Below are 12,688 nucleotides of genomic sequence, written 5' to 3' on the forward strand. Positions count from 1 at the left end.
GTCGCGGGCCGCGTCACCGCGGGCTACGTTGGGGACATGACCGGAACCTGGAAGGTGGGAGCGGACGTGGAGGGCCGCCCGACACGGCGGGACTGCGCCCACCTGGACGAGGCGGCCGCCGAGGTCACCCCGAGCACGACGGAGGGCTGCGAGGACTGCCTGCGCACGGGCGGCACGTGGGTGCACCTGCGCGAGTGCCTGGTCTGCGGCCACGTCTCCTGCTGCGACAGCTCCCCGAACCGGCACGCGAGCGCCCACGCGCGCACCGTGCCCGGACACGACCTCGCCCGGTCGTTCGAACCGGGCGAGGAGTGGGCGTGGTGCTACGCGGACGAGCTGCTGCTGGTGCCGGGGTAGACCACCGGCGGCTCAGACCGCAGCCGGCTGCGGCTCCCTCGCGAGCGCGGCCAGCAGCCGTCCGGCGAACTCCGCCGGGTGCGTCGTGACGCCCAGGTGACCGCCCGGGAACTCCGCCGGCGGGCTGCCGAGGAGCTCCGCCAGCCGGGCGGCAGGCCCGTAGAGCGGCATCTGCTCGCGCGACTCCGCACCCGCCGCCGGAACCAGCTTGCCGGCGGACGGCCGGAGGGCGTCGAGGTCCGGGACCCAGGACGTGAACGGGCACAGGATGTGCTCCAGGAAGCCCGGGAGGTTGGCGTACATCCGGGGCGCCATCTCCTGGATCTCGGGCGGCAGTTCGGCATGGTGCTGCTCCGCCGGCCGGTCGTCCCCGAGCCCTTCGTTGAAGCGGGCCATCGCGGGCCCGACCCCTTCCGTGCGGAACGTCTCGCGCACCTCGGCGAACAGGGCCCGGTGCGGCGCGGGGTCCTCCAGGAGCTCCACGAGCGGCGGTTCGTGCGCGATGACGCGGTGCACCCGCTCGGGGTGCCGGGCCAGCAGGCCGATCGCGGCGATCGCGCCCGCGCTGCAGCCGAGCACGGCGGCGGGGGCGTCCGGTGAGAGCAGCTCGAGCAGGCGGTACGCGTCGTCGCTCCACACCTCCACCTGCTGGTCGGTGAGCGGGCCGTGCAGCGGGCTGCGGGACACGCCGCGAGGGTCGTAGGAGACGACGGTGTAGTGGGCGGCGAGGATCCGGGCCACGGCCGCGTAGAGCCCGGCGTCGGCACCGGCGCCGGGGATCAGCAGCAGGACCGGCCCGCTGCCGCGCTTCTCGTAGCGGAGGGTGGCGCCGGGCACGTCGAGGGTGCCGATTGCGGGGTTGTCCGCGGGCTCGTTCATCACTTGCTCCCATCGTGTCGGGACGGCCAGTTCTCCAGGACCTGGTGGAGCGCGTCGAGCGTGCGCGCCCAGGACTCCCCGACGTCGCGGGAGTGGTTGAAGCCGCCGCCGAGTTCGAGGTGGATGTAGCCGTGGAAGGTGCTGCGCAGCAGGCGGCCCGCGTCGGTCAGATCGGGCTCGGCGAGGTCGTAGGCGCGGAGCATGCCGTAGGTCAGCTCGACGCTGCGGCGGAAGCCTACGGAGCCTGCGACCTCTTCCGGCTCGAACCGCATCTGGGTCGCCGCGTAGCGGCCGGGGTGGTCGAGGGCGTAACTCCGGTAGGCGTCGGCGAAGGCGACGAGCGCGTCCTTGCCGGCGCGCCCCGCGACCGCCGCGCCGATGCGGTCGGTCATCTCCTCGGAGCCGAGCAGCCCGATGCGGACGCGCAGGTCGCGCAGGTTCTTCACGTGCGAGTACAGGCTCGCGTCCTTGACCCCGAGCCGCCGCGCGAGCGCGGAGACGGTGACCTTGTCGAGCCCGGCCTCGTCGGCCATGCCGGCGGCGACGGCCGTCACTTTGGCGGTGGTGAGCCCTGCGCGGGCCATGGGCGCCCCTCCTCTTTCCTAGGGTCTCTAGGTAAGAAGCTAACACCTCTAGATCATCCTTGTGAACGCCTGTGCGGATAGCGCGCGTGCTCTGCTCGCGACATGAGGAAACGATCGGCCCTCACCCTTGCGGGGGGTACTACCGTCGTAGGCAAGAGAAGTGACCGCGATGTCGCACACCATTTCGCCCATGGGAGCAGTGAGGGCCACCCCGGAGAACTGGATGTGTCCGCCGGCGGACGGCTGGGCGTACGACCAGGTGAGCGAGCTGGTCCTGCAGTTCGACTGGGAGCTGGTGGACGGGGGCATTGCGGTGCGGGAAATGACCGACTGGTGGCACGACCAGGTGCGTGACAGGCTCTTCCTGGCGCTGATGAACGCCCGGACCATGCCTCTCGCCGTCAATATCGACCGGGCCGTTGCCATTGACGAACGCAACGTCGTGAAGTCCGGCATCGTGGTCTTCGACAAGCAAGGCCTCGACGTGCTCACGCTGGACTGCATCCCTGTCGAGAGGGTCGTCCTCGCCGTCGAGGTCACGTCCCCCGGTACCCGAACCAGCGATCACTTCCTCAAGCCTGGTCTGTACATCGAGGCGGGTGCCGCCTATTGGCGCATCGGGCGTGACGGTGACAGCCTTCCCGAGGCGCACCTCTACCGATGGCACCGCGAGAAGGGCTTTTGCACGCCTCACAGCGAGTGCCGCGGCAGCACTCTCAAGACCGACGTCCCCTTCCCCGTCGAGATCGACCTGCGCAGCCTCATCGAGGTCTGAGCTTCGCCTCGTCCGCCATCTCGTACGCCCCCGCCTCCAGCCGTCCGATCAGGCCGCGGGTCCACTCACCGCCCGTCTCGGCCGTGTGGATCCACAGCCCCATGATCTCGGCGATGTGGCCCCAGTCCTCGCCCTCCGCCGGGGTCCAGTGGCGGCGGATCTCCTCGCGCCACTCCTCCAGGGCCGCGATCCGCTGGCGCAACAGGGCGATGGCCTCCGCGCGCGGGAGGTCGGTGAGGAAGCCCACGCCTGCCGTGAGGACGTCGGTCTTCTCGTCGTGGGCGGAGAGGGCGTGCCGGAGCAGGCGGAAGTACTCCGCCTCGCCGTCCGGCGTCAGTTCGTACTCCGTGCGGGGAGGGCCGCCGGCCTCGCTCGGGGCCGTCTCGTGGGCGATGAGCAGGCCTTGCTTCGCCATCGCCTTGAGCGCGTGGTAGATCGACCCCGGCTTGGCGTTGGACCACTCGTGCGCGCCCCACAGCTCCAGGTCGCTGCGTACCTGGTAGCCGTGCGCCCGCCCGTGCTGCCGCACGGCGCCCAGGACCAGCAGCCGGATCGCCGACATCTCGCCTTCCGTTCCCCTCGCTCCGATATCGCTCGGATGCTCAGGGTAGGCGGGCAGAGGGGCCCCGTCCTTGTCAACCCCCGTCGGAGCCCCCATCAGGGCCCGCGTCAGGCCCTCGCCGGCTCCCGTCAGGCGCCGTGGCCGCCGCCGGAGGCCTCCGCCGCCTCCGCCACCAGTTCGAACGCCGTCTTCCCGTCGAGCGACTCGCGGATGACGTCCGCGTGCCCCGCGTGGCGGGCGAACTCCTCGACCAGGTGCAGGAGCAGCCATCGCATCGAGACCCGGCTGTCCGCCGGGAACCACGGGGCTTCCGGCAGTGGGAACGTGTCCTCCATGCTGGGTACGGAGCGGATGAACTCCTCCGTCTCCGCGGCCACCTTCTCCCAGTGGGCGAGCACCCCGGCGACCGTCTCGCCCTCCAGGAGGCGGAAGCCGTCGGCCCACGCCGACTCGTCGTGCTCGGTCTCCTCCCCCCGGCCCTGCGCCATCAGCAGCCAGTTCCGCTCGGCCTGCGCCGCGTGCTTGACGAGCCCGCCGAGGGACAGCTCGCTCGCGCTCGGCTTCAGCGCCGCCTGCTCGTCGGTCAGCCCGAGCAGCGCGCGGCGCAGGCCGCCCCGCTGGGCCTCCACGAAGTCCAGCAGCGTGCCGCGTTCGTCGGCGACGTTCTTCTCGATCACGTGAGTGGGCATGGGGCTCCCCCGTTGTTTTCTCGGTCCGTCGTGGTGGGATCAGGCTAGGAGCGAATGAGGTCAGATCCGGTCCTAGAACACGTCCTTTAGAACGGGAACTTCGTCCGCCCGTGCTGGATCGAGATCCACTTCGTCGTCGTGAACGCGTCCACCATCGAGTCCCCGTTCAGCCGCCCGACCCCCGACGCCTTCTCCCCGCCGAAGGGCACGATCGGCTCGTCGTGGACGGTCCCGTCGTTGACGTGGATCATCCCGGAGTCGATGCGCTTGGCCACCCGCACGCCGCGCTCGATGTCCCCCGTGTGGACGGCGCCGCTCAGCCCGTACGGAGTGGCGTTCGCCAGCCGGATGGCCTCCTCCTCCCCGTCGAAGGGGATGATCAGCGCGACGGGGCCGAAGATCTCCTGGCCGAGGATGGGCGCGTCGGCCTTCAGGCCGGTCAGGACGGACGGCGAGACGAGCGTGCCCTCGGCCCCGCCCCGTACGAGCGCGGTCGCGCCGTCCGCGACGGCCTGCTCGACGAGCGCGCCGATGGCCTCGGCCTGTCCGGCGTTGATGAGGGGGCCGATGTGGGTGGCGGGGTCGCCGGGGTCGCCGACCCTGAGGCTGCGGACCTTGGCGACGAACTTCTCGGTGAACTCCTGCTCCACCGAGCGGTCCACGAGCACCCGGTTGGCGGCCATGCAGACCTGCCCCTGGTGGATGAACCGGCTGAAGACCGCCGCGTCGACCGCGTAGTCGAGGTCGGCGTCGTCGAGGACGATCAGCGCGCTGTTGCCGCCGAGCTCCAGGATCGTGCGCTTGAAGTGGCCGGCGGCGACCGTGGCCACGTGCCGCCCGACCTTGTCGGAGCCCGTGAAGGAGATGACCTTCGGGACGGGGTGCTCGATGAGCGCGTCGCCGATCTCCGCGATGTCGGTGACGACGACGTTGAGGACGCCGGCCGGCACCCCGGCCTCCTCGAAGACCTTGGCGACCAGCCCGCCGCCGCATATCGGCGTGTTCTGGTGCGGCTTGAGGACGACCGTGTTGCCGAGCGCGATCGCCGGCGCGACGGACTTGACCGACAGCAGGAAGGGGAAGTTGAACGGGCTGATCACGCCGACGACGCCGACCGGCACCCGGTAGAGGCGGTTCTCCTTGGTGTCGTCCGGCGACGGCAGGATCCGGCCTTCCGCGCGCAGCGCGAGGTGGAGCGCCTCGCGCAGGAACTCGCGCACCAGGTGCAGCTCGAAAGCCGCCTTCAGTGCCGTGCCGCCGCACTCCGCGGTGATCGCGGCGGCCAGTTCCGTCTCCCGGTCGTCGATGATGCGCAGCGCGCGCTCGAAGACCAGCCGGCGGGTGTACGGATTGGTGGCGCCCCACGCGGCCTGGGCGCGTTCGGCGGCCCGGTAGGCCTGGTCGATCTCGGCGACGCCGGCGACGGTGATGGAGGCGAGCTTCTCCCCGTTGTACGGGTTGAAGTCGACGATGTCCCAGGAGCCGGTGCCGGACCGCCACTCGCCGTCGATGTACTGGAAGGCCAATTCTTCGAAGTAGGACATGTGCCATCCCTGCCTGGAGATACGGGGGCGCTCGTCGCGCCCGAACCGGAACGCGCTCCTGATGGGACGTCATCGTACTGATGTGTCACATGAGTTGGAGCAGCCGCCTCAGCAGGTCGCGGGTGGCCGACGGCGGGAGGCTGTCCTCCTGCAGCCGCTCCATCACCCTTCCGTACTGCGCCACTTCGTCGGGCTTGTCGAGGTAGAGCGCGCTCGTGAGCTGCTCCAGGTAGACCACGTCCGACAGGTCCGACTCGGGGAAGCGGAGCATGGTGAAGGCTCCGCTCTCGCCCGCGTGCCCGCCGTGCGCGAAGGGCATCACCTGCAGGGTCACGTTGGCCTGCTCGGATATGTCCATGAGGTGCTGCAGCTGGCCGCGCATGACGGTCTCGCCGCCGTACGGGCGGTGCAGCGCGGCCTCGTCGAGGACGGCGTGGAAGTGCGGGGCGCGCTCCGAGAACAGCAGTTTCTGGCGCTCCATGCGCAGCGAGACGCGGCGCTCGACCTCCGCCTCGTCGGCCGCGGGCTGGCCGCGCACGACGACGGCCTGGGCGTACCCCTCCGTCTGCAGCAGCCCGTGCACGAACTGCACCTCGTAGATCCCGATGTGCGAGGCGGCGCCCTCCAGTCCGACGTATGTCTGGAACCAGCCCGGCAGCACATCGCCGTAGCTGTGCCACCACCCGGCGACATTGGCCTCGCGGGCGAGCCCGAGCAGCGCCTCGCGCTCCAGCTCGTCGGTGACTCCGTACAGCGTCAGGAGGTCTTCCACGTCGCGCGCTTTGAAGCTCACCCGGCCCAGCTCCATACGGCTGATCTTCGACTCGGAGGCGCGGATCGAGTAACCGGCCGCCTCGCGGGTGATGCCCCGCGACTCCCGCAGCCGCCTGAGCTGGGAGCCCAGGAGTATGCGGCGCACCACAGAACCGCTCGACTCGCTCGTGGCCATCTTTGCGACTCCTCCTCTTCCGGTTCCGTTACCGGCCTTGTCGCTGCTCGCCGCTCTCGCCCTCTCCGGGGGCGGCCCCCGCTACCCCCGGCGGTGAAGTCTGCCATCTCCGCGCCTCGTTGAGTGTGCATTGAGTGTGCATCCGGCTACCCGGAGGGGAGTAGGTCGGAGGCCGTACGGAAGAGGGCGTAGGAAGAATTGCGGACGGACGCGAACGTGCGCCCCCAAACCCCCCATGTGCACGTGCATCTGCCCTTGCATCCGCCACGCGCATTGGGAACGATGGGGAACGCACACGTGCGTGTCACGTCCACGATTGCCAGGAGTGCCTCGGATGGGTACCGAAGGATCGACTGTGCTCTCTCCCCTGTGGCGAGGGCTGCCACCGATCGCCCCATCGGCCGTCTCCAACTCGGCATCCTGCGCGCTCCCACCCCGCTTCGAAGCGGTCCGGACGGCCCGCACGTTCACCAGAACGACCCTTCAGGGGTGGGGCCTGGGCGGACTCTTCGACGATGTGGCGCTGGTCGTCTCGGAGCTGGTCACCAACTCCCTGCGCTACGCCCTTCCTCCTGAGCCGATATCCGGCGGCGCGTACGAGCCCCCGGTCCGGCTGCATCTCATGCGGTGGACGTCGCGGCTCGTGTGCGCCGTACGGGACCCCAGCGAGGAGAGCCCGACGGCGGGCGAGGCGGACGCGTCGGCGGAGTGCGGGCGCGGGCTGTTCCTCGTGGAGTCCTTCAGCGACACATGGGGGTGGCACCCGCTGGCGGGAGCGCTGCACGGCAAGGTCGTGTGGGCGCTCTTCCGGTTGCCGCGGGAGCGGCACGCGTAAGTGCGGGTAAGTGAGGGCGGCTTTGACCGGCCGTGGGACCGCGTCTACCGGATCAGTCGGTCACCAGATAGTCGAATTCGCCGTCCTTGATCCCGCGCAGCATCGCATCGATCTCCGCAGGCGTGTAGACGAGCGCCGGTCCGTCCGGGTGACGGGAATTGCGCACGGCGACTCCACCGCCCGGCAGCCTGGCGAACTCCACGCACGAACCCTGGGAGTTGGAGTGCCGGCTCTTCCGCCAGACGACGCCGTCGAGGTCCGCGGCGGCCATGCCGTTGTACGCGTCAGGCACAGGACTCTCCCGGAGAATTGCAGGGCACCCCGGCCCGCCCGGCGGCGAATGGTGGGGTTGACAACTACTCCCGGATCATAGCTGCGTTCACATGCTTCTGCATGAGCTAATGCACGTGCACTTACGGTGTTCTCACACTTCTTCAGCGTGACTACACCATCGTGACCAGGTGTTTCGATGAATGCGCCGCCTACTTGCCTGTACTCGCGTACGGCAGGAGTGCCATCTCGCGGGCATTCTTGACCGCCCGGGCCAGGGCGCGCTGCTGCTGCACGGTGACCCGGGTCACGCGCCGGCTGCGGATCTTCCCCCGGTCCGAAATGAACTTCCGCAGGAGATCGGTGTCCTTGTAGTCGATATACGTGATGCCCGCCGTTTCCAGGGGATTGGGGCGGGGCTTGAGGTCCTTGCGGCGGTCGGGACGGCGCGTCATGAAAGGTCCTTGAAGAGGGGAGAGGCGGGGGAGCGTCAGGAAACGGGATCGAGCAGTGCGTCGAATGCGGCCGGAAGCCGCCGCCATGCACTGGGCCCGCCCGCGTATTCGGCGTCGGTCAGCAGGCAGGAGGCCAGCAGCTCGCGCAACCCGTCGCCGTCGAGCCCGGGGGAGGTGAAGGCGAGGTGCTGGACGCGGTCGCCGTGCTCGGGGTCCCAGTCGAGGGAGGCGGCCACGCGCCGGTCCGGCGGCACCATGTCCCAGGCGGCGTCGGGCAGTGCGGCGAGCCATGGTCCCGCGCTCTCCACGCACAGCGCGCCGCCCGCGGCGTCCCACGCGAGCAGCGTGTCCGGCCGGTCGGCGAGCCAGAACCGGCCGCGGCTGCGCGCGGCGGCGCAGCACAGGTCCTCAAGTGCGGCGTACAGCCGGCCCGGGTGGAAGGGCCGGCGGGCGCGCCACACGATCGTGGTGACGCCGTCCGCGTCGGCCTCCTGCGGCAGCAGTGCGCAGGCGGGGTGCTGGCGGGCCGCGGCGGCCTCCACGTCGAACCCGGCGACCGCGGCGGCCGCGAGCTCGGCGGAGCCGGCGGCGATGCGGCGTGCGGTGGGCGCGAGTTGGGCGAGGAGGGCGTGGTCGGCGTCGTCGGCGGGGGCGACGGGCTCGCCGAAGGCGGTGTCGTCGGTCTCGGCCGTGTTCTCCGCCAGGGCGAGCACCGTCGGGTACTCCAGTTGCCGGGCGAAGGTGTCGGCCACGGTGCGCTGGTCGGCGGCCGCGGCGGCCAGTCCGGCCTCGGAGAGGTCGTCGCCGCAGCCGAGGGCGGGCAGGACGAGGGCGGGGTCCACGGCGGTGATCACGCCGGTGAGCCGCAGGTCCTCGCCCGCGTGGGCGGCCACGACCTCGGCCATGGCCTTGGGTTCGACGGAGTCCCAGAGCTCGACGACGGCGAGCCGGCAGGCGCCCGCCGCGGCGAGCCGCTCCAGCTCGGGCACGAGGTCCTCGCGCAGGGCGCAGCAGGCACAGTCGTTGACGAGCGGGGTCTCGCCCTCGTCGAGGGTGCCGGTGCGGTCCCGTACGGTCCGGCGAACCGTTCCGTCGGCGGCGGTGGACAGGTCGTGGTGGAGGGCGACGCTGCCGGGGACGGTGCGGAGGAGGTGCTCGACCGCGGCCCGGCGGGCGTCCGCGTGCAGACCGCCCACCAGGGCCACGGGCAGGGGGCGCGGCGCGGTCACCGCGGGCCTCCGCGTTCACCGTCGACGGTCCGGGCGCCGTAGCGGCGCTCGAACCGCTCGACGCGTCCGGCCGTGTCCAGGACTCGGGCCGTGCCGGTGTAGAAGGGGTGGCTCGCCGAGGAGATCTCGACGTCGACGACGGGGTACGTCCTGCCGTCCTCCCACTCGACGGTCTTGTCGCTGGTGGCGGTGGACCGGGTGAGGAAGGCGAATCCGGCCGCGCGGTCGCGGAAGACGACGGGGCCGTAGGGCGGGTGGATTCCGGGCTGCATGGGGGTCAGCGCTCCTCTCGGAAGGTGACGTGACGGCCGGCGACGGGGTCGTACTTGCGCAGCTGCATGCGGTCGGGGTCGTTACGGCGGTTCTTGCGGGTGACGTAGGTGTATCCGGTTCCGGCGGTGGACCGGAGCTTGATGACGGGGCGTAGCTCGTTGCGGGCCATGGGGGCTACTATACAGAAATGGTTTCCATTTTCATTAGGAGGAGCGCCGGATGTCCGCCCACTGCCAACTGACCGGCCGCAAGCCCGGCTTCGGCAACACCATCTCCCACTCCCACCGCCGCACGTCCCGGCGGTTCGACCCCAACATCCAGACCAAGCGCTACTGGCTCCCCGGCGAGGGCCGCCACGTACGGCTGCGGCTCAGCGCGAAGGGCATCCGGACGGTCGACGCGATCGGCATCGAGGCCGCGGTCGCCCGCATCCGGGCGCGCGGCGAGAAGGTCTGAGGAGGACGGAAAGCCCCATGGCGAAGAAGAGCAAGATCGCAAAGAACGAGCAGCGCCGCCTGACGGTCGCCCGCTACGCGGCCCGGCGCGCCCTCCTCAAGGCCGTCATCCGCGATCCGCGGGCACCGGAGGGGGAACGGCTCGCCGCCGCGCGCGAGCTGCGGCGCCAGCCGCGCGACGCGAGCGCCACGCGCGTCCGCAACCGCGACTCGGGGGACGGCCGCCCGCGCGGCTATTTCCGGACGTTCGGCCTGAGCCGAGTGAACCTCCGCAAGGAGGCCCATGCGGGGCACCTGCCGGGGGTGAGGAAGTCGAGTTGGTAAGGGTGGGGCGTGAAGGCACGGGGCCGGCGGGTCAGAGGGGGCTCGCCGGCCCCGTCCGTGTCCGGCGGGGCACTTGGCAGGTGTACCCGGCTCCGGTTCGATGGTGCGGCGGCACCGATCCGACGGTCCGCCCGCACCGAGCGCACTCCGCACCGCAACCGCACATACGCGTGCCCCCGCACATACGCGTGCCCCCGCACCTGCACGTGCATCCGCACCGCGAGAGGAGCCGGAACGTGATCCACATGACCGAGACCCTCGCCGTCCACACGATCGAGGGCTTCCTCACCCCCGACGAGACCGCCGAGCTGACCAAGGTGCTGGACGAGCACCTCGCCCTCACCGGCTGGGTTCCCGAGCGGCCTTCCGACGGGCTCGTCCCGCCCGGGGCCGCCCAGGAGATCCTGGCCGCCGGCATCGAGCGTGCCCTGCCCGCGATCCGCAGGGTCTTCCCGTCCGTCGCCGCCGCAACGCCGTGGGACTACCACGACCTCGGGCCCGGCGACCGGATCGATGCGCACCTGCACGGCGTCGGCGCCCCGGACGCGAGGCCCCAGCGGGTCGCGCGCGTGGCCTTCCACCTCCAGGAGGCCGGGCGCGGCGGGCGGTTCTACGTCGACACCTGCTCCGCCGAGGACCTGTGGACCGGGCGCACCGCGGGCCCCGGGAGCGCCTTCCTGCCGGGGACGCGCTTCGCGCGGGAGATCTCCCACGAAGGGCGCCCGGAGGACCTCGCGGCCCTGGCCGGCGTCCCCCGCACCCGCTGGACCAGCGCGCCGCCCGCCAGGACGGCCGTCGTCTACGGCGCGCAGCTCGTCCACGGCGTCGAAACCGTCGTCGAGGGCCGGCTGCGGAAGCTCATCACGAACCTGATGGACGGATAGGCGGCGGAAAGCCGTCCGGCCCGCCGCTCACCTTCCGGTGGGCGGCGGGCCGAGGAGACTGCCGGTGCTCAGAGCTGGCCGGACGCGGAGATCGTGATCTTCGCCTTGGTCGTACCGCTCTGCGAGCCGAGGGACTCGATCTTCTTGACGAGCTTCATGCTGTCCTCGTCGGCGACCTCGCCGAACACGACGTGCTTGCCGTCCAGCCAGCCGGTCACGATGGTCGTGATGAAGAACTGGGAGCCGTTGGTGTTCTTGCCCGCGTTGGCCATGGACAGCAGGCCCGGGCGGTCGTGCTTGAGCGTGAAGTTCTCGTCGGCGAACTTCTCGCCGTAGATGCTCTTGCCGCCGGTGCCGTTGCCGGCGGTGAAGTCGCCGCCCTGCAGCATGAACTCCGGGATGACCCGGTGGAAGGAGGAGCCGGCGTAGCCGAAGCCCTTCTCGCCGGTGCAGAGGGCGCGGAAGTTCTCGGCCGTCTTCGGGACGACGTCCTCGAAGAGGTTGAAGTTGATGCGCCCGGCGGGCTCGTCGTTGATGGTGATGTCGAAGTAAACCTTGGTCGTCATGCCCTCATCCTGACACTTCGGCCTCCGTAGCCGCTGCTCAGGCACCCCGAACGGCCCTGCTGAGGTGAGCCGGGCCACACCCGGTGCCATGGTGATGTTGTGACGACGATGGAGCAGCCGCCCCTGGTCGTGGGCGTCGACGGGTCCGCCGGCAGCATGCAGGCCCTGGACTGGGCCGTGGATGCCGCCACCCGCCACGGCGTGCGGCTCCGCATGGTCTACGCCTCCCGCTGGGAGCGCTACGAGACCCGTCTGCCGTCCGATGACGAGCCCTCCCCCGAGGCGGTCGCCGAGGAGCGCGTCATCGCCGTCGCCGCGCTGCGGGCCCAGGGGCGCAACCCGGCCCTCGCCGTCGAGGCGGAGGTCCTTCCCGAGGAGCCGCTGAACGCGCTGCTGGAGGAGTCCCGCCACGCCGTCGCGCTCGTCACCGGTCCGTCGGGGCGCGGCACGCTGACCGGTCTGCTCCTCGGCTCGGTCAGCCTCTCGGTTGCGGCCCGCGCCCACTGCCCGGTCGTCGTCGTACGGGGCGGCGAGGCGAACGTGCGCGGCGATCACGGCCGGATCGTCGTCGGCGTCGGCGACCCCGAGGAGGCCCCGGCGGCCCTCCGCTTCGCCCTCCGCGAGGCCGCGGCGCGCGGCTGCGGCGTCGAGGCCGTACGGGCCTGGCGGCACCCCGTCCACCAGTCGGCGGACCACTACCCGCTGCCCAGTGACGACGCCATCGAGCACGAGGAGCACGCCGGGCGCGAGCTGATCGAGGCCCTGCGCGAGCCGCAGCGCGAGTTCCCCGACGTCACCGTGCACCGCACCGTCTACGAGGGGCACGCCCGCAAGGCGCTCATCGACGCGTCGGCGACGGCGGACCTGCTGGTCGTCGGTTCCGTGCGCCGCCGCCGGGGCTTCGGCCTCCAGCTCGGCCGCGTCAGCCATACGGCGCTGCACCACGCGGAGTGCCCGGTGGCGGTCGCGCCTCAGGAGTAGCTCCGCATGAGCGACTCGCTTGAACGTGTTCAAAAACAGGTCTACAGTCTCGACCACCAAAGCTTTTGAACACGTTC

Annotated in this window: 19 protein-coding genes; 7 read left to right on the forward strand and 12 right to left on the reverse strand. The window is 71.1% G+C overall.

Translation table 11 applies throughout. The features are described 5' to 3' along the window. Positions 1–36 precede the first annotated feature (36 nt). Positions 37–357 (forward strand): UBP-type zinc finger domain-containing protein, encoded by a 321-nt coding sequence (locus IF61_RS32405; RefSeq protein WP_030367327.1) that lies wholly within the window; start codon positions 37–39, stop codon positions 355–357. Between the two features lie 12 nt (positions 358–369). Here IF61_RS32405 and IF61_RS0117415 read toward each other — a convergent pair whose 3' ends face one another. Together IF61_RS0117415 and IF61_RS0117420 are read right to left on the reverse strand one after the other, a co-directional pair. Then, positions 370–1,236 carry an alpha/beta fold hydrolase gene (locus IF61_RS0117415; protein ID WP_030367328.1) on the reverse strand — a complete coding sequence of 289 codons (867 nt, stop codon included), beginning with the start codon at positions 1,234–1,236 and terminating at the stop codon, positions 370–372. Further along, the gene (locus IF61_RS0117420) at positions 1,236–1,820 is read right to left on the reverse strand and encodes a TetR/AcrR family transcriptional regulator (RefSeq protein WP_030367329.1); all 585 of its coding nucleotides are present in this window, start codon (positions 1,818–1,820) and stop codon (positions 1,236–1,238) included. The genes IF61_RS0117415 and IF61_RS0117420 overlap by 1 nt, the downstream gene beginning before the upstream one ends. Positions 1,821–2,010: 190 nt before the next feature. Between IF61_RS0117420 and IF61_RS0117425 the strand changes: the two genes are divergently transcribed. Beyond that, entirely contained in the window at positions 2,011–2,595 is a 585-nt protein-coding gene (locus IF61_RS0117425) for a Uma2 family endonuclease (protein WP_245684537.1), read from the forward strand. Here IF61_RS0117425 and IF61_RS0117430 read toward each other — a convergent pair. The 4 genes from IF61_RS0117430 to IF61_RS0117445 form a co-directional block, all read right to left on the reverse strand. Beyond that, a complete protein-coding gene (locus IF61_RS0117430; protein WP_043189550.1) occupies positions 2,582–3,157 on the reverse strand; it encodes a PadR family transcriptional regulator in 576 nt (191 codons plus the stop codon). The two genes, IF61_RS0117425 and IF61_RS0117430, sit on opposite strands and share 14 nt — an antisense overlap. A 128-nt stretch (positions 3,158–3,285) precedes the next feature. Further along, positions 3,286–3,846: a DinB family protein gene (locus IF61_RS0117435; protein ID WP_030367332.1), complete on the reverse strand. Its 561-nt coding sequence runs from the start codon at positions 3,844–3,846 to the stop codon at positions 3,286–3,288. An 86-nt stretch (positions 3,847–3,932) separates the two neighbouring features. After that, on the reverse strand, positions 3,933–5,390 hold the full coding sequence (locus IF61_RS0117440; protein ID WP_030367333.1) for an aldehyde dehydrogenase family protein: 1,458 nt from the start codon (positions 5,388–5,390) through the stop codon (positions 3,933–3,935). Between the two features lie 85 nt (positions 5,391–5,475). Beyond that, positions 5,476–6,339, reverse strand: coding sequence for a helix-turn-helix domain-containing protein (locus IF61_RS0117445; RefSeq protein ID WP_030367334.1), 864 nt, complete (start codon positions 6,337–6,339; stop codon positions 5,476–5,478). A 334-nt stretch (positions 6,340–6,673) separates the two neighbouring features. Here IF61_RS0117445 and IF61_RS0117450 point away from each other — a divergent pair, with 334 nt between their 5' ends. Further along, positions 6,674–7,174, forward strand: a complete 501-nt coding sequence (locus tag IF61_RS0117450; protein ID WP_078660287.1) for an ATP-binding protein — start codon at positions 6,674–6,676, stop codon at positions 7,172–7,174. A gap of 52 nt (positions 7,175–7,226) precedes the next feature. Here IF61_RS0117450 and IF61_RS0117455 read toward each other — a convergent pair whose 3' ends face one another. The 5 genes from IF61_RS0117455 to rpmG all read right to left on the reverse strand — a co-directional run bounded on the left by IF61_RS0117455 (position 7,227) and on the right by rpmG (position 9,570). After that, positions 7,227–7,466: a DUF397 domain-containing protein gene (locus IF61_RS0117455; protein WP_030367336.1), complete on the reverse strand. Its 240-nt coding sequence runs from the start codon at positions 7,464–7,466 to the stop codon at positions 7,227–7,229. Between the two features lie 190 nt (positions 7,467–7,656). Next, the gene (rpsR, locus tag IF61_RS0117460; RefSeq protein ID WP_030367337.1) at positions 7,657–7,899 is read right to left on the reverse strand and encodes a 30S ribosomal protein S18; all 243 of its coding nucleotides are present in this window, start codon (positions 7,897–7,899) and stop codon (positions 7,657–7,659) included. 35 nt (positions 7,900–7,934) lie between these two features. Further along, the gene (locus IF61_RS0117465) at positions 7,935–9,128 is read right to left on the reverse strand and encodes a CobW family GTP-binding protein (RefSeq protein ID WP_245684538.1); all 1,194 of its coding nucleotides are present in this window, start codon (positions 9,126–9,128) and stop codon (positions 7,935–7,937) included. Next, positions 9,125–9,400 carry a type B 50S ribosomal protein L31 gene (locus IF61_RS0117470; protein ID WP_030367339.1) on the reverse strand — a complete coding sequence of 92 codons (276 nt, stop codon included), beginning with the start codon at positions 9,398–9,400 and terminating at the stop codon, positions 9,125–9,127. The genes IF61_RS0117465 and IF61_RS0117470 overlap by 4 nt, the downstream gene beginning before the upstream one ends. Positions 9,401–9,405: 5 nt before the next feature. After that, positions 9,406–9,570: a 50S ribosomal protein L33 gene (gene rpmG, locus IF61_RS0117475; RefSeq protein ID WP_030367340.1), complete on the reverse strand. Its 165-nt coding sequence runs from the start codon at positions 9,568–9,570 to the stop codon at positions 9,406–9,408. A 50-nt stretch (positions 9,571–9,620) separates the two neighbouring features. Here rpmG and rpmB point away from each other — a divergent pair, with 50 nt between their 5' ends. The 3 genes from rpmB to IF61_RS0117490 all read left to right on the forward strand — a co-directional run bounded on the left by rpmB (position 9,621) and on the right by IF61_RS0117490 (position 11,064). Continuing rightward, positions 9,621–9,857, forward strand: coding sequence for a 50S ribosomal protein L28 (gene rpmB, locus IF61_RS0117480; protein ID WP_030367341.1), 237 nt, complete (start codon positions 9,621–9,623; stop codon positions 9,855–9,857). Positions 9,858–9,874: 17 nt separating this feature from the next. Continuing rightward, complete coding sequence (rpsN, locus tag IF61_RS0117485; RefSeq protein WP_030367342.1) at positions 9,875–10,180, forward strand: 30S ribosomal protein S14; 306 nt, start codon at positions 9,875–9,877, stop codon at positions 10,178–10,180. A gap of 236 nt (positions 10,181–10,416) precedes the next feature. Continuing rightward, positions 10,417–11,064 (forward strand): hypothetical protein, encoded by a 648-nt coding sequence (locus IF61_RS0117490; protein ID WP_030367343.1) that lies wholly within the window; start codon positions 10,417–10,419, stop codon positions 11,062–11,064. Between the two features lie 68 nt (positions 11,065–11,132). Here the strand turns inward: IF61_RS0117490 and IF61_RS0117495 are convergent, their stop codons facing one another. Further along, entirely contained in the window at positions 11,133–11,630 is a 498-nt protein-coding gene (locus IF61_RS0117495; protein ID WP_030367344.1) for a peptidylprolyl isomerase, read from the reverse strand. A gap of 108 nt (positions 11,631–11,738) precedes the next feature. Between IF61_RS0117495 and IF61_RS0117500 the strand changes: the two genes are divergently transcribed. Then, positions 11,739–12,611, forward strand: a complete 873-nt coding sequence (locus IF61_RS0117500; RefSeq protein WP_030367345.1) for a universal stress protein — start codon at positions 11,739–11,741, stop codon at positions 12,609–12,611. Positions 12,612–12,688 lie beyond the last annotated feature (77 nt).

Source organism: Streptomyces roseoverticillatus (assembly GCF_000719265.1).
Classification (GTDB): domain Bacteria; phylum Actinomycetota; class Actinomycetes; order Streptomycetales; family Streptomycetaceae; genus Streptomyces; species Streptomyces roseoverticillatus.